Annotated in this window: 12 protein-coding genes; 4 read left to right on the plus strand and 8 right to left on the minus strand. The window is 61.4% G+C overall.

Features of this window, described 5'->3' with window-relative positions; translation table 11 throughout:
* Positions 1-119: 119 nt before the first annotated feature.
* From cmk to mtnA, 7 genes are all read right to left on the minus strand, one after another.
* The gene (gene cmk / locus V3W39_RS03450; protein WP_016971485.1) at positions 120-809 is read right to left on the minus strand and encodes a (d)CMP kinase; all 690 of its coding nucleotides are present in this window, start codon (positions 807-809) and stop codon (positions 120-122) included.
* The gene (locus V3W39_RS03455) at positions 806-3,016 is read right to left on the minus strand and encodes a bifunctional prephenate dehydrogenase/3-phosphoshikimate 1-carboxyvinyltransferase (protein WP_330212319.1); all 2,211 of its coding nucleotides are present in this window, start codon (positions 3,014-3,016) and stop codon (positions 806-808) included. Before V3W39_RS03455 ends, cmk begins: the two co-directional genes overlap by 4 nt.
* Positions 3,017-3,044: 28 nt before the next feature.
* Positions 3,045-4,157 carry a histidinol-phosphate transaminase gene (hisC, locus tag V3W39_RS03460; protein WP_177045560.1) on the minus strand — a complete coding sequence of 371 codons (1,113 nt, stop codon included), beginning with the start codon at positions 4,155-4,157 and terminating at the stop codon, positions 3,045-3,047.
* A 9-nt stretch (positions 4,158-4,166) separates the two neighbouring features.
* Positions 4,167-5,261, minus strand: coding sequence for a prephenate dehydratase (gene pheA / locus V3W39_RS03465; RefSeq protein ID WP_003218812.1), 1,095 nt, complete (start codon positions 5,259-5,261; stop codon positions 4,167-4,169).
* Complete coding sequence (serC, locus tag V3W39_RS03470; RefSeq protein ID WP_177045562.1) at positions 5,261-6,346, minus strand: 3-phosphoserine/phosphohydroxythreonine transaminase; 1,086 nt, start codon at positions 6,344-6,346, stop codon at positions 5,261-5,263. The genes pheA and serC overlap by 1 nt, the downstream gene beginning before the upstream one ends.
* 218 nt (positions 6,347-6,564) lie before the next feature.
* Positions 6,565-9,219, minus strand: coding sequence for a DNA gyrase subunit A (gyrA, locus tag V3W39_RS03475; RefSeq protein ID WP_177045564.1), 2,655 nt, complete (start codon positions 9,217-9,219; stop codon positions 6,565-6,567).
* Between the two features lie 302 nt (positions 9,220-9,521).
* The gene (gene mtnA, locus V3W39_RS03480) at positions 9,522-10,598 is read right to left on the minus strand and encodes an S-methyl-5-thioribose-1-phosphate isomerase (protein WP_177045565.1); all 1,077 of its coding nucleotides are present in this window, start codon (positions 10,596-10,598) and stop codon (positions 9,522-9,524) included.
* Between the two features lie 108 nt (positions 10,599-10,706).
* Between mtnA and V3W39_RS03485 the strand changes: the two genes are divergently transcribed.
* The 4 genes from V3W39_RS03485 to V3W39_RS03500 all read left to right on the plus strand — a co-directional run bounded on the left by V3W39_RS03485 (position 10,707) and on the right by V3W39_RS03500 (position 14,396).
* Positions 10,707-12,038: a TRZ/ATZ family hydrolase gene (locus V3W39_RS03485; protein ID WP_330212198.1), complete on the plus strand. Its 1,332-nt coding sequence runs from the start codon at positions 10,707-10,709 to the stop codon at positions 12,036-12,038.
* 63 nt (positions 12,039-12,101) lie between these two features.
* Positions 12,102-12,800, plus strand: coding sequence for a bifunctional 2-polyprenyl-6-hydroxyphenol methylase/3-demethylubiquinol 3-O-methyltransferase UbiG (ubiG, locus tag V3W39_RS03490; RefSeq protein WP_003218825.1), 699 nt, complete (start codon positions 12,102-12,104; stop codon positions 12,798-12,800).
* A 4-nt stretch (positions 12,801-12,804) separates the two neighbouring features.
* Positions 12,805-13,476: an N-acetylmuramic acid 6-phosphate phosphatase MupP gene (gene mupP, locus V3W39_RS03495; RefSeq protein ID WP_177045568.1), complete on the plus strand. Its 672-nt coding sequence runs from the start codon at positions 12,805-12,807 to the stop codon at positions 13,474-13,476.
* Between the two features lie 179 nt (positions 13,477-13,655).
* Positions 13,656-14,396, plus strand: a complete 741-nt coding sequence (locus tag V3W39_RS03500; protein WP_003218829.1) for a YciK family oxidoreductase — start codon at positions 13,656-13,658, stop codon at positions 14,394-14,396.
* Between the two features lie 127 nt (positions 14,397-14,523).
* Here the strand turns inward: V3W39_RS03500 and V3W39_RS03505 are convergent, their stop codons facing one another.
* Positions 14,524-16,038, minus strand: a complete 1,515-nt coding sequence (locus tag V3W39_RS03505; protein WP_177075651.1) for an ABC transporter substrate-binding protein — start codon at positions 16,036-16,038, stop codon at positions 14,524-14,526.
* Positions 16,039-16,046 lie beyond the last annotated feature (8 nt).

A 16,046-nucleotide genomic window follows, 5' to 3' on the forward strand; every position in this document is an offset into this window, starting at 1 on the left:
TTTAATTCCTGTTGATAAGGGCGAAGAATACGCCCATCTCCACACCCCAGACGGTGTGGGTTAGTTTCAATTAGAAGAAGCACCGCAGGACTATGACTGGTCCCCTGCAGCCTTCTTGGTCACCCGGCGATATCGCGAATGGCGATTTCACTCAAGATGCGTTCCAGCACCTGCTCGATGGACAACTCCGTGGAATCCAGCTGTATGGCGTCAGCCGCCGGCTTGAGCGGGGCTACCGCACGCTGGGTATCACGCTCATCGCGTGCACGTATCTCATCTAGCAGACTCGACAGACTAACACCATCGACTTTGCCCTTCAACTGCAAGTAACGGCGACGGGCCCGCTCCTCGGCGCTGGCGGTCAGGAAAATCTTCAGTGGCGCGTCGGGAAACACCACCGTGCCCATGTCGCGGCCGTCAGCCACAAGGCCCGGCGGTTCCTGGAAAGCCCGCTGGCGCTGCAGCAAAGCGTCGCGCACCGCCGGCAGTGCGGCGACCTGCGAAGCCCAGGAACCGACCTGCTCGTTACGTAGATCATCGGTCACATCATCCCCTTCAAGGATGATGCGCTGGGGATGACCTTCCGTCGCCCCGACGAACTGCACATCAAGATGCGCAGCCAACAACTTCAGCGATTCTTCGTTGGTCAGGTCGACGCCATGGTTGCGGGCCGCAAAGGCCAGCAAGCGGTACAGCGCCCCGGAATCCAACAGGCACCAGCCCAGGCGCTTGGCCAGGATGCCGGCGATCGTGCCTTTGCCCGAGCCACTTGGCCCGTCGATGGTAATCACCGGTGCTTTGATATTCACAATTGAGCCTCTTGGGCTACACGGAGGCCGACTTGGGCACACAGTGTAAGAAAATTCGGAAAAGACGTAGCCACGTTGGCACAGTCATGGATACGAATCGGCGCAGCCGCTCGCAGGGATGCCACGCTGAAGGCCATGGCAATCCGGTGATCTCCATGGGCATGGACCTCACCACCACCTATCACGCCACCCTCGATGATAATCCCATCAGGTGTTGGTTCACACTTCACACCCAGGGCCAGCAGACCGTCGGCCATGACCTGGATCCGGTCAGACTCCTTGACCCGCAGCTCCTCTGCCCCGCGCAGTACCGTCCGGCCTTCGGCACATGCCGCAGCCACGAACAGTACCGGAAACTCATCGATAGCCAGCGGAACCAGGGCTTCGGGAATCTCGATGCCCTTCAACGCCGCCGCACGAACGCGCAGGTCAGCAACCGGCTCACCACCGACTTCGCGCTGGTTTTCCAGGGTGATATCCGCCCCCATCAGCCGCAGGATATCGATCACCCCGGTACGGGTCGGATTGATGCCCACATGCTCAAGCAACAACTCGGAGCCTTCGGCAATCGATGCCGCCACCAGGAAAAACGCCGAGGAGGAAATATCACCCGGCACTTCAATATGAGTCGCAACAAGCGAGTGACCGGATTCGACCGAAGCCGTAGCACCCACCACCTCCACCGGATAACCAAAACCGCGCAACATCCGCTCGGTATGGTCGCGGGTCGGCGCCGGCTCGGTAATCGAGGTTTTACCCTCGGCATACAACCCGGCCAGCAACAGGCAGGATTTAACCTGGGCACTGGCCATCGGCAATGCGTAGGTCAGCCCTTTCAGTGCCTGGCCACCACGAATCGTCAGCGGCGGCCGGCCTTCCGGCCCGGTCTCGATCACCGCGCCCATTTCGCGCAATGGCTTGGCCACGCGATTCATTGGGCGCTTGGACAGCGACGCATCGCCCGTCAACACACTGTCGAAGCTCTGGGCCGCGAGCAAACCGGACAACAACCGCATGGAAGTGCCCGAATTACCGAGATAGATCGGGCCTGGCGCCGGCTTCAAGCCATGCAGGCCAACCCCATGAATGGTGACGCGCCCATGGTGCGGGCCTTCAATCACCACGCCCATGTCACGAAACGCCTGCAAGGTCGCCAGGGCGTCTTCGCCTTCCAGGAAGCCTTCCACCTCGGTGACACCGTCCGCCAGGGAGCCCAGCATGATCGAACGATGGGAGATCGATTTATCCCCAGGCATCCGAATCTGCCCGCTCAAGCGGCCACCGGGGCTGGCGAGGAAGACCAGATCATCCGCGTTTACAGCAGCATCCATATAAGCCCGACGCGCCAGAATCTTGCTGAAATGCTCCCGCGCCACCCGCGCACGGGTGAACACGCCCAACAACTGATGCCCGTCGCCGGCATCGACCGCGTCGCGCAAGGCGTCAAGGTCGCTGCGGAATGTATCCAGAGTGCGCAACACTGCATCGCGGTTGGCGAGGAAGATGTCATGCCACATCACCGGGTCGCTGCCGGCGATCCGGGTAAAGTCGCGGAAGCCACCGGCGGCGTAACGGAAAATCTCGAGGTTCTCGTTGCGCTTGGCCAGCGAATCCACCAGGCCAAACGCCAGCAAATGCGGCAGATGACTGGTCGCCGCCAACACTTCATCGTGGCGCTCGACCTGCATATGCTCGACATCCGCCCCCAGCTCGCGCCAGAGCCGATCCACCACGGCCAATGCCGCAGGATCGGTTTCATCCAGTGGCGTCAGAATCACTTTATGACGGCGGAACAACTGCGCATTGGACGCTTCCACGCCGCTCTGCTCGGAACCGGCAATCGGGTGCCCCGGTACAAAGCGCGCAGGCATGCCACCAAAGGCCAGCCGGGCGGCACGAACGACATTGCCCTTTGCACTGCCGACGTCGGTCAGGATGGCTTGTCCAAGGTCCATGCCAGCCAACAGCGCCAGCAACTTCTCCATGGCCAGGATCGGCACCGCCAACTGAATGACATCCGCGCCCTGACAAGCAACGGCGAGGTCCGCCTCACAACGGTCCACCACCCCCAACTCAACCGCCAACTTGCGCGATTGCGGGTCCAGGTCTACACCGACCACTTCGCCACACAGGCCACTTTCCCGCAGGCCCTTGGCGAAGGAGCCGCCGATCAATCCCAGACCGACCACCACCAGGCGACCGATCATAGGCACAGCAGGTTGCAATGCAGTGACATCAACCACGAGCCAGAACCTTGGCCAGCGCCTCAAGGAAGCGACTGTTTTCAGCAGGCAAACCGATGGTGATACGCAGGTGGTTCGGCATGCCGTAGTTGGCCACCGGACGCACGATCACGCCTTCGCGCAGCAGGCCCTGGAACACCGGCGCCGCTACCTGGCCGAGATCGACACAGATGAAGTTGCCCTTGGACGGAATCCAGCCCAGGCCCAGCTCACGGAAACCCTCCTGCAACTGCAGCATGCCGCTTTCGTTGAGGCGACGGCCTTCTTCCAGGTACTCGGCATCCTGCACCGCAGCGCAAGCCGCCGCCAGCGCCAGGCTGTTGACGTTGAAGGGCTGGCGAACACGGTTCAGCACATCGGCCACCACGGCGGTGGACAGGCCATAGCCGACCCGCAGCGACGCCAGGCCATAGGCCTTGGAGAAGGTGCGCGAGACCAGCAGGTTCGGATAAGCCGCGAGGAAGTCCAGGCCGTCCGGCAGGTCACTGCCTTCGGCGTACTCGATGTAAGCCTCGTCCAACACCACCAGCACGTGCTCCGGCACGTCTTGCAGGAAGTTGTCCAGCACCTCGGCGCTGAACCAGGTGCCGGTCGGGTTATTCGGGTTGGCGATAAACACGACGCGGGTCTGGTCATCGATGGCCGCCAGCATGGCCGGCAGGTCATGACCCCAATCTTTCGCAGGAATCACGCGCGCCTCGGCGCCAACGGCCTGAGTGACGATCGGATAGACCGCAAACGCATGCTCACTGAACACCGCGTTCAGGCCCGGCGCCAGATAGGCACGTCCGACCAGCTCCAGGATGTCGTTGGAGCCGTTACCCAGGGTCACCTGGTTCAGCTCAACCCGGCATTTTTCCGCCAACAGGGACTTGAGCGCAAAGCCATTACCATCGGGATAGCGGGTCAGCTCGGCCAGCGCATCACGGATCGCGGCCAATACCTTGGGACTTGGACCCATCGGGTTTTCGTTACTGGCCAGCTTTACGATCTTCGATGGATCCAGATTCAACTCACGCGCCAGCTCGTCCACAGGCTTGCCCGGAACGTAAGGCGACAGTTGTTGCACGCCCGGCTGCGCCAGGGCGAGGAAGTTGCCACTCATGTTAAAGCCTCACAAAACCGCTTTCGGGTAAGAGCCCAGCACCTTGAGTGCCACGGCTTCCTGACTGATTTTCTCGAGCACACCCTTGACCAGTGGGTCGCGGTGATGGCCGACGAAGTCGATAAAGAACACATAAGTCCATTTACCGCTGCGCGAAGGACGAGTCTCGATTCGCGTCAGGTCAATCCCGTTGTCGTGGAACGGCACCAGCAGCTCATGCAGCGCGCCGGGCTTGTTGCTCATGGAGACGATGATCGAGGTCTTGTCGTCGCCGGTCGGCGGCACTTCCTGGCTGCCGATCATCAGGAAGCGCGTGGAGTTATCCGGGCGGTCCTCGATTTTCTCGGCCAGGCGCGTCAGGCCATACAGGCCAGCAGCCATGTCGCCGGCAATCGCCGCCGAATTCCACTCGCCCTTGACCCGCTTCGCCGCTTCGGCGTTGCTGGATACCGCCACGCGCTCCACGTTCGGGTAATGCGCGTCCAGCCACTTGCGGCACTGGGCCAGGGACTGCGCGTGGGAGTAGATGCGGCTGATGCTGTCGGTCTTGGTGTTTTCGCCCACCAGCAGGTGATGGTGGATACGCAGCTCGACTTCGCCGCAGATCACCATGTCGTGCTCAAGGAAGCTGTCGAGGGTGTGGTTGACGGCACCTTCGGTGGAGTTTTCCACCGGCACCACGCCAAAATTCACCGCCCCGGCGGCCACTTCACGGAACACTTCGTCGATCGCAGCCATTGGCTTGCTGATCACGGCGTGGCCAAAGTGCTTCATGGCCGCGGCTTGGGTGAAGGTGCCTTCAGGGCCGAGGTAAGCCACTTTCAGCGGCTGCTCCAATGCCAGGCACGAAGACATGATTTCACGGAACAACCGCGCCATCTCTTCGTTGCCCAACGGGCCCTTGTTGCGCTCCATCACCCGCTTGAGCACCTGGGCTTCGCGCTCCGGGCGGTAGAACACCGGCACTTCGCCTTCAGCCAAAGAAGCCATTTTCACCCGTGCAACTTCCTGGGCGCACCGCGCGCGCTCACTGATCAGCTCCAGGACTTTCTCGTCCAGGCTGTCAATGCGTACGCGCAGGGCCTTGAGTTCTTGCTCAGACATTAGCCGTGTTCCTTTTCGAACTCTGCCATGTAAGCCACCAGCGCCTTGACGGCGTGGATATCGACAGCGTTATAGATGGAGGCGCGCATGCCACCTACCGAACGGTGGCCCTTGAGGTTCAACAGGCCGCGCTCGTCGGCGCCGGCCAGGAATGGCTTGTCCAGACGGTCGTCCGCCAGGCGGAACGGCACGTTCATCCAAGAACGATCAGTCAGGTTGATCGGGTTGCTGTACAGGCCGCTGGCGTCGATGAAGTCGTACAGGGTACGTTTCTTCTCTTCGTTGAGCTTGCCCATGGCAGCCACACCGCCCTGCTCTTTCAGCCACTCGAATACCAGGCCCGACAGGTACCAGGCGAAGGCCGGCGGGGTGTTGTACATCGAGCCGTTATCGGCCGCGACCTTGTAGTTGAGCATGGTCGGGCACAGCGAACGGGCACGACCCAACAGGTCTTCGCGAATGATATTGACCAGGATGCCGCTCGGGCCGATGTTCTTCTGCGCGCCGGCGTAGATCATGCCGTACTTGGACACGTCGATCGGGCGCGAGAGGATGTCCGAGGACATGTCGCACACCAGCGGAACATCACCCACCTCGGGAACCCAGTCAAACTCCAGGCCGCCGATGGTTTCGTTCGCCACGTAGTGAACGTAGGCCGCGTCCTTCGAGAGTTTCCACTCGTTCTGACCGGGAATGGCGAAGTAATCGTAAGGCTTGGCCGTGCCCGCCACATTGACGTGACCGTAACGGGAGGCCTCTTCAATGGCCTTCTGCCCCCAGATACCGGTGTCGATATAGTCGGCAGTGCCGCTTTCCGGCAGTAGGTTCAGCGGAATCTGAGCGAACTGCTGGCTCGCCCCACCCTGCAGGAACAACACTTTGTAGTCGGACGGGATGTCCAGCAAGTCGCGCATATCCTGCTCGGCCTTGGTGGCAATGGACACGAACTCATCGCTGCGATGGCTCATTTCCATCACGGAGAGGCCTTTTCCATGCCAGTCGAGGAGTTCACCCTGCGCGCGCTGCAGGACTGCTTCAGGAAGCGCCGCGGGACCGGCACAGAAGTTATAGGCTCTCTTGCTCACATCCAATCTCTCTGATCTGGTGGGACTGCAATCAACATCCCGCAACGCGGACCCCTGTAGGTGCTGGCTTGCCAGCGATGCAAACGACTCGGCACTTCACTTGAACCGAGTTGATGCCATCGCCGGCAAGCCGGCGCCTACAAGAGCGGCGCGGCGTCGTATTTCAAAAGGGACAAACAACAAGGGGGCGAATCTTCATCCGCCCCCTGTGTGTCCGCTTATTCCTGCGGTTCTTCTTCGTCTGCGGCAGCGTCGAGTGTTGGCTCGTCGACGTTGTCATCGCCACCGGCGATTACCTCGCCCTCAAGCTCTTCACCTTCCAGCTCCTCGCCCTCGACTTCCGATGGCTCCTGGACACGCTCCAGGCCTACCAACGTCTCGTCGCTGGCCAGCTTGATCAAGGTCACGCCCTGGGTGTTACGCCCCAGGCTCGACACTTCATCAACCCGGGTACGTACCAGGGTGCCCTGGTCGGAAATCAGCATGATTTCCTCGCCATCCAGCACCTGGACCGCGCCGACCAGACGGCCGTTGCGATCGTTGCTGACCATGGCGATAACGCCCTGGCCGCCACGCTTGTACTCAGGGAACTCGCTGATGGCCGTACGCTTGCCGTAGCCGCGGGCCGAAGCAGTGAGGATCTCGCTGCCTTCTTCCGGGATCAGCATCGAAATCAGCTTCTGCCCTTCCGGCAGACGCATGCCGCGCACACCGCGGGCGGTACGGCCCATGGCGCGAACGTCGGATTCCTTGAAGCGCGTCACCTTGCCGCCGTCGGAGAACAGCATGACTTCACGCTCGCCATCGGTAATGGCGGCCGAAATCAGTACGTCGCCTTCATCCAGTTCGAGGGCGATCAGGCCCACGCTGCGTTGACGGCTGAAAGATTCCAGCGGGGTCTTCTTCACAGTGCCCTTGGCGGTGGCCATGAAGATGAAGTGACCTTCGGTGTATTCGTCCACCGGCAGCATGGTGGTGATGTATTCATCACTGTCCAGCGGCAGCAGGTTGACCAACGGACGACCACGGGCGGCGCGGGACGCTTCCGGGATTTCGTAGGTTTTCAGCCAGTACACCTTGCCCTTGCTGGAGAACAGCAGCAGCGTGGTGTGACTGTTGGCAACCAGCAGGTGAGCGATGTAGTCCTCATCCTTAACGCCGGTAGCCGATTTGCCTTTACCGCCACGACGCTGGGCCTGGTACGCAGCCAACGGCTGGGTCTTGGCATAGCCACCGTGGGAGATGGTCACGACGCGATCTTCTTCCGGGATCATGTCACCCAGGGTCAGGTCGAGACGGGCGTCGAGAATCTCGGTGCGACGCACGTCGCCGTATTCGGCGCGGATCACTTCCAGTTCTTCGCGGATCACTTCCATCAGGCGCACGGCGCTGTTGAGGATGCGGATCAGCTCGCCGATCTGGTTGAGGATCTCCTGGTACTCGGCCAGCAGTTTCTCGTGTTCCAGGCCGGTCAGGCGGTGCAGGCGCAGTTCCAGGATGGCCTGGGCCTGTTCCGGGGACAGGAAGTACTTGCCGTCGCGCAGGCCGTATTGTGGGTCCAGGGTCTCCGGACGGCACGAATCGGCACCGGCACGTTCAACCATTGCCACTACGGCGCTGGATTCCCACGGCATCTTGATCAGGGCTTCCTTGGCTTCCGACGGTGTCGGCGAAGCCTTGATCAGGGCGATAACCGGGTCGATGTTCGACAGCGCAACCGCCTGGCCTTCCAGGATATGGCCGCGTTCACGGGCCTTGCGCAGTTCGAATACGGTACGACGGGTAACGACTTCGCGGCGGTGACGCACGAAGGCTTCCAGCAGATCCTTGAGGTTCAGGATGCGCGGGCGGCCGTCGATCAGCGCTACCACGTTGATACCAAATACGCTTTGCAGCTGGGTCTGGGCGTAGAGGTTGTTGAGGATCACCTCAGGCACTTCGCCACGACGCAACTCGATCACTACGCGCATACCGTCTTTGTCAGACTCGTCGCGCAGTTCGGTGATGCCTTCCAGCTTCTTCTCTTTAACCAGCTCGGCGATCTTCTCGATCAGACGGGCCTTGTTCAGCTGGTACGGGAGTTCGGTGATGACGATCTGCTGACGGCCACCGACCTTGTCGATGTCTTCGATCATCGAGCGGGCGCGCATGTAAATGCGCCCGCGACCGGTGCGGTAGGCTTCGATGATGCCGGCGCGACCGTTGATGATCGCGGCGGTCGGGAAGTCCGGACCCGGAATGTATTGCATCAGCTCATCGACGGTCAGCTCGGGGTTGTCGATGAGGGCCAGGCAACCGTCGATGACTTCACCGAGGTTGTGTGGCGGGATGTTGGTGGCCATGCCCACGGCGATACCGCTGGAGCCGTTGACCAGCAGGTTGGGAATACGGGTCGGCATGACCGCCGGGATCATTTCGGTGCCGTCGTAGTTCGGCACCCAGTCCACGGTTTCTTTATGCAGGTCGGCCAGCAGCTCGTGCGCCAGCTTGGTCATGCGCACTTCGGTGTATCGCATGGCCGCAGCGTTGTCGCCGTCGACCGAACCGAAGTTGCCCTGGCCGTCTACCAGCAGGTAGCGCAGGGAAAACGGCTGAGCCATCCGAACGATGGTGTCGTACACCGCAGTGTCGCCGTGAGGGTGATACTTACCGATCACGTCACCGACAACACGGGCAGATTTCTTGTACGGCTTGTTCCAGTCGTTACCCAGCTCGCTCATCGCGAACAGCACACGCCTGTGCACGGGCTTCAAGCCATCGCGCGCATCAGGCAGTGCCCGACCGACAATTACGCTCATCGCGTAGTCGAGGTAGGACTGTTTCAGCTCGTCTTCGATATTGACCGGGAGGATTTCTTTGGCCAGTTCGCCCATGAGAAGCCTGATTCCTTTTTCGGGTGAAACCTCGTCACATCCTATGGGACGAACGAAGCTCGCCGCTGCTGGCATGATGCCTGGCAACGACTTACGACAAATCAACGAGTTATGACACGGATCTGCGCATTAAAGGTTACCCCTTGGGGTGACCCTGGAAACCGCCGGATGTTATCACAATCGCCGCCACGCACCTATCCCCCTGATGCGCATGGAGCATAGTAAGTTGACGGATGACAGGCTTGACGGCGACGAGAGGGGCTTAGAGCCGGATCCAAGGGGATTTTTGCGGGCGAATTGCCTCAATGCAGGCGTTTACGACACATCAGTTGCGCCATCTTCGCCGTGTCGGGCCGCTCGACGATGCCTTTTTCAGTCACGATGACGTCAATCAGGTCCGCCGGCGTTACGTCAAACACCGGGTTGAAGGCATCTACATCGGCCGCCACACGGGTGCCGCCGACCTCCAGCAGCTCACGGGCGTCGCGCTCTTCAAGCGGCACGTCATCGCCACTGGCCGCCATCAGGTCGATGGTGGAGCTGGGCGCCACCACCATGAAACGTACGCCGTGATGCATCGCGCACACTGCCAACTGATAGGTGCCAATCTTGCTGACCACGTCACCATTGGCGGCAATGCTGTCGGCACCGACGATCACCCAGGTCACACCCTTGGTCTTGAGAATATGCGCGCCGGCCGAATCGGCATTCACGGTGACCGGAATGCCGTCGTTGGACAACTCCCAGGCCGTCAACCGCGAGCCTTGCAGCCAGGGCCGGGTTTCGTTGGCGTAGACCCGCTCCACCATGCCTTCCAGGAACGCCCCGCGGATCACACCGAGGGCCGTACCCACGCCGCCCGTGGCCAGCGCACCAGCATTGCCATGGGTGAGGATCGCCTGGACATTGCCCTGGTGCTTGCGGATCAACTCCACACCCAACTGCGCCATGGTCAGGTTGGCCTCACGGTCGCTTTGGTGAATCGCCACCGCCTCGGCCTCCAGCACCTTCAACGGGTCGGCGTGTTTCTTGAGGCGATCGAGGCAATCGCGCATGCGCTTCATGGCCCAAAAAAGATTCGACGCCGTCGGGCGGGTGTCCGCCAGCAGCGCGTAGTCCTCTTCCCAGGCGGCCTGCCAGTCATCGCCCTCTTTGATGCGCGCACGCGCGGCCAGCACCAGGCCATACGCCGCACTGATGCCAATGGCCGGTGCTCCGCGCACCACCATCGAGCGAATGGCCTCGGCCACCTCGGCCGCACTGGTGCAGGCGACCCAGGTTTGCGAGGACGGCAAAATACGCTGATCGAGCAGGTACAGTGCGCCATCACGCCAATCAATGGCCTTCACCGTCTCCGCTGCCAACAGTCGATCGCGCATCCTTCACCCCGCACTCATGAACAAAAGCCGCCGATTATAGCGATCCGCCAGCCAGGACGCTCGGGTATACTTCGCCGTTCTTTATAGATGCCTGGGAAACCGCCCTCGATGACACCGACTGCCGCCCCGCTCGACTTATTGCTGCTGCCCACCTGGCTGGTACCTGTCGAGCCTGCCGGTGTCGTGCTCAAGGAACACGGCCTGGGCATTCGCGACGGGCGCATTGCGTTTATCGGCCCACGCGCGGCGGCCTTGAAGCTCAAGGCTACCGAGGTACGTGAACTGCCGGGCATGCTGCTCAGCCCCGGCCTGATCAACGCCCACGGCCACGCGGCGATGACGCTGTTTCGCGGCCTGGCCGATGACCTGCCGCTGATGACCTGGCTGGAAAACCACATCTGGCCCGCCGAGGCCAAGTGGGTCGACGAAGCCTTCGTGCGCGACGGCACCGACCTCGCGATCGCCGAACAGATCAAGGGCGGCATCACGTGCTTCTCGGACATGTACTTCTTCCCGAAAGTCGCCAGCGAACGCGTGCACAACGCGGGCATTCGCGCACAAATCGCCATCCCGATCCTCGATTTCCCGATTCCCGGCGCTGCTGACGCCGACGAGGCGATTCGCCAGGGCGTCGAGCTGTTCGGCGACCTCAAGCATCACCCGCGAATCAAAATCACCTTCGGCCCGCACGCGCCGTACACCGTCTGCGATGAAAACCTGGAAAAAATCCGGGTGATCGCCGAGGAGCTGGACGCCTCGATACACATGCACGTGCATGAAACCGCCTTCGAAGTGCAGCAGTCCGTTGAACAGCGCGGCGAACGCCCGCTGGCACGGCTGGGTCGCCTGGGTTTGCTGGGGCCGCGCTTCCAGGCCGTTCACATGACCCAAATCAGCGAGGACGACCTGGCTTTGCTGGTAGAAAGTAACACCAGCGTGATCCACTGCCCGGAATCCAACCTGAAACTGGCCAGCGGTTTCTGCCCGGTGGAACGCCTGTGGCAAGCCGGCGTCAATGTGGCAGTAGGCACCGACGGCGCCGCCAGTAACAATGACCTCGACCTGCTGGGCGAAACCCGCACCGCCGCGCTGCTGGCCAAGGCCGTCGCTGGCTCGGCCACCGCCCTGGATGCCCACCGCGCGTTGCGCATGGCCACCCTCAATGGCGCCCGAGCCATGGGCCTGGAAAGTGAAGTCGGCTCGCTGGAAGTGGGCAAGGCCGCCGATATCGTGGCCTTCGACTTGTCGGGCCTGGCGCAACAACCGATCTACGACCCGGTCTCACAGCTTATATATGCCACCGGACGCGATTGTGTGAAACACCTTTGGGTCGGCGGCAAGCAATTGCTCGACGACCGGCAACTGACCCGCCTGGATGAGCAACAGTTGTGCGCCACGGCCATCGCCTGGGGCCAGCGCATCAGCGGTCACACCGAATAACGCCCGCCCTGGCAGTGCATGCCAGGACCGGCAAAACGCTTTATCAGATTTAGAGGATTCCCCATGAGCAACGTCGACCACGCTGAAATCGCCAAATTCGAAGCCCTGGCCCACCGCTGGTGGGACCGCGAAAGCGAGTTCAAACCCCTGCACGACATCAACCCGCTACGGGTCAACTGGATTGACGAGCGCGTCAACCTGGCCGGCAAGAAGGTGCTGGATGTGGGTTGCGGCGGCGGGATTCTCAGCGAATCCATGGCCCAACGCGGCGCCACCGTGATGGGCATCGACATGGGCGAAGCGCCCTTGGCCGTGGCCCAACTGCATCAGCTGGAGTCGGGCGTGAACGTCGAATACCGGCAGATCACCGCCGAAGAGCTGGCCGAAGAGATGCCCGGGCAGTTCGACGTGGTCACTTGCCTGGAAATGCTCGAACACGTGCCAGACCCGTCCTCGGTGATCCGCGCCTGCTTCCGCATGGTCAAGCCCGGCGGCCAGGTGTTCTTCTCCACCATCAACCGCAACCCGAAGGCGTACCTGTTCGCGATCATCGGTGCCGAATACATCATGAAGCTGCTGCCCCGCGGCACCCATGACTTCAAGAAATTCATCCGCCCTTCCGAGCTGGGTGCCTGGAGCCGCCAGGCCGGGCTGACCGTCAAGGACATCATCGGCTTGACCTACAACCCGCTGACCAAGCACTACAAGCTGGCCAGCGACGTTGACGTCAACTACATGATCCAGACCCTGCGCGAGGAGTAAGCCTGTGAAGTTGCAAGCGGTTCTTTTCGACATGGACGGTACCCTGCTGGATACCGCGCCGGACTTTATCGCCATCTGCCAGGCCATGCGGGCTGACCGCGGCCTGGCGCCGATGAACGACCAGCACATCCGCGATGAAATCTCCGGCGGCGCCCGGGCGATGGTCGCCGTGACCTTTTCCATGGACCCCGAATCCCCAGGCTTTGAAGAGCTGCGCCAGGAATTCCTGGAGCGCTACCTCAAGGGCTGCGCCATCCACAGCAAGCTGTTCGAGGGCATGGAAGAGCTGCTGGCGGATATCGAGAAATCCAGGCTGATCTGGGGCGTGGTCACCAACAAGCCGCTGCGCTTTGCTGAACCGATCATGCAGCAACTGGGCCTGGCGGAGCGCTCGGCGCTGCTGATCTGCCCGGACCACGTGAAGAACAGCAAGCCGGACCCGGAGCCGCTGATCCTGGCGTGCAAGATGCTCGACCTGGACCCGGCCAGCGTACTGTTCGTGGGGGATGACCTGCGGGACATCGAGTCGGGCCGCGACGCCGGCACCCGCACTGCGGCGGTCACCTATGGCTATATCCACCCGGACGACAACCCGCGCAACTGGGGTGCCGACGTGGTGGTGGATCACCCGCTGGAATTGCGCAAGGTCCTGGATAGCGCGCTGTGCAGTTGCTGATCGGGAATGCTTGAGGTTGATGTGCCTTTGTGGCGAGGGAGCTTGCTCCCGTTCGACTGCGCAGCAGTCGCGAAAAGCCGGGGCTGCTGCGCACCCCAGCGGGAGCAAGCTCCCTCGCCACAAGAGCCTTAGCCGCACTCAATCACATGGATTTTCTGTGAACTTTGTCGAGGTTGTTTATGTTTGATTACTCCGCACGTCCAGAACTGCTCAAGGGCCGGGTCATCCTGGTCACCGGTGCCGGTCGCGGGATCGGCGCAGCGGCGGCAAAAACCTATGCCGCCCATGGCGCCACCGTGCTGTTGCTGGGCAAGACCGAAGCCAACCTGGCGCAGGTCTATGACGAAATCGAAGCCGCCGGCCAGCCACAGCCCGTGGTGATCCCGTTCAACCTGGAGACCGCCCTGCCCCATCAATACGATGAGCTGGCAGCGATGATCGAAAAGGAATTCGGCCACCTCGACGGCCTGCTGCACAACGCCTCGATCATCGGCCCGCGCACGCCGATCGAACAGTTGTCGGGTGAGAATTTCATGCGGGTGATGCACGTGAACGTCAACGCGATGTTCATGCTGACCAGCACGCTGCTGCCGCTGCTCAAGCTGTCCCAGGATGCGTCGGTGGTGTTCACCTCCAGCAGCGTGGGCCGCAAGGGCCGCGCTTATTGGGGCGCGTATGGAGTGTCGAAGTTTGCCACTGAAGGCCTGATGCAGACCCTGGCCGATGAGCTGGATAACGTCGCACCGGTGCGTGCCAACAGCATCAACCCGGGCGCTACCCGCACCAGCATGCGGGCCCAGGCGTATCCAGGGGAGAACCCGACCGATAATCCGACACCGGAAGAAATCATGCCGGTATACCTGTACCTGATGGGGCCGGACAGTACGGGCATCAATGGGCAGGCGTTTGACGCGCAATAAACCCTGATACGGTCTGTGTGGGAGCTGGCTTGCCTGCGATAGCATCACCGCGGTGTGACTGAAACACCGAGGTGCCCGCATCGCAGGCAAGCCAGCTCCCACATTGGTTGGTGGTGTGGTTAAAAACTCAGTTCTTCACCACTTCCTCAAGCGTGAAGCGCCCCAGCGGGTTTTGCAGGAAGTTGCTCACGTTCTTGCGTGAGATGTTGATGTACGGGCTGTAGTACAGGTCGATCCAGTTCACATCCTGTTTCGCCATTTTCTGCAGGTCGACATACATCTGCTCACGCTTGGCCGGGTCGGCCTCGATCCGTGCGGCCGCCACCAGGTCCTTGACCTTGTCGTTCTTGTAGCGGGTCATGTAGTTCTGGTTGGTGTCGTGGCCCAGCACGAAGGTGGTCTTCTGGTCCGGGTCGAGGATGTCGTTGGTCCAGTACATCACCGAAATGTCGTATTCGCCGTCCACCAGCATCTGCCAGCTTTGGGTCGGGTCGACCTTTTGCAGGTTGGCTGTCACGCCGACCTTGGCCAACTGATCCTTGATCATCACCGCGATCTGCTCGTCGGCTTCGTTGCCGGCGTTGACCACGTAGTTGAGCTTCAAGTCCTGAGCGCCGGCAGCGGCCAATAGTTTCTTGGCTTCGGTCGGGTCATACGGACGTTGCAGGTTGTTGGCGTAGTGGTACAGCGAGCCTTTTGGAATGTAGGAATAGGCCACAGTGCCCTGGCCGAAGGTGGCGGTTTTCACCAACGACTGTTTATCGATGGCCATGTCCAGCGCCTGGCGTACTTCCGGCTTGGCCAGCAGGCCGTGGGCATGGTTGATCAACAGGTGATCTTCACGGGTCGACGGGTCGGAGTGGACCACCACGTTCTTGTCTTTTTTCAGCTCTTCAACCCGGGAAAACGGGACGAAGATCGCCGTGTCCAGCTCGTTGTTCTGCACCATGCGCATGCGCGTATTGTCGTCGGTGACCGACACCCACTCCACGCCATCCAGGCTCACCTTGCCGGCCTGCCAGAAGTTCGGGTTCTTCTTCAGGATCACCCGATCGCCCTTGCGCCACTCGCCCACGGTAAACGCGCCGGAGGTCACCGGGTTTTCCGAGTAGGCGTCTTCGCCCATCTTGGTCATGGCCTTTTCCGACAGGATCGATACCGTCGGCGAAGCCAGTTGCGAGAGGAAGGCTACCGCCGGGGTTTTCAAGGTCACTACCAGGGTTTGCGGGTCGCTGGCCTTGGCCGTGTTGATCAGGCTGAACGGGTCGCTCCACAGCGAGGCCTTGTTGTCGCGGATGCGCAACAGGCTGAACGCGGCGTCGTCAGCGGTGATCGGCGAGCCGTCCGAGAACTTCGCGGCACGCAGCTTGAAGGTATACGTCAGGCCGTCTTTGGAAATGTCCCAGCTTTCTGCCAGCCCCGGTTCCATTTTGGTCCCCAGGTTATCCACGCGCACCAAGGTGTCGTAGACGTTGGCGAACACCCAGGTATCGCGGTTCTGCGCGCTTTTGATCGGGTCAAACGTGGTGCTGTCTTCGCGGCAGCCGATGGTGAGCACACCCGCCGCGTGGGCGATACCGGCGGTCAGCGACCAGGCGGTGAGCGTGGCGGCGGCGAGCAACTTCAAGTGACGGGATTGCATGTCATAAC

Source organism: Pseudomonas sp. Z18(2022) (genome assembly GCF_036346535.1).
GTDB lineage: Bacteria > Pseudomonadota > Gammaproteobacteria > Pseudomonadales > Pseudomonadaceae > Aquipseudomonas > Aquipseudomonas yamanorum_A.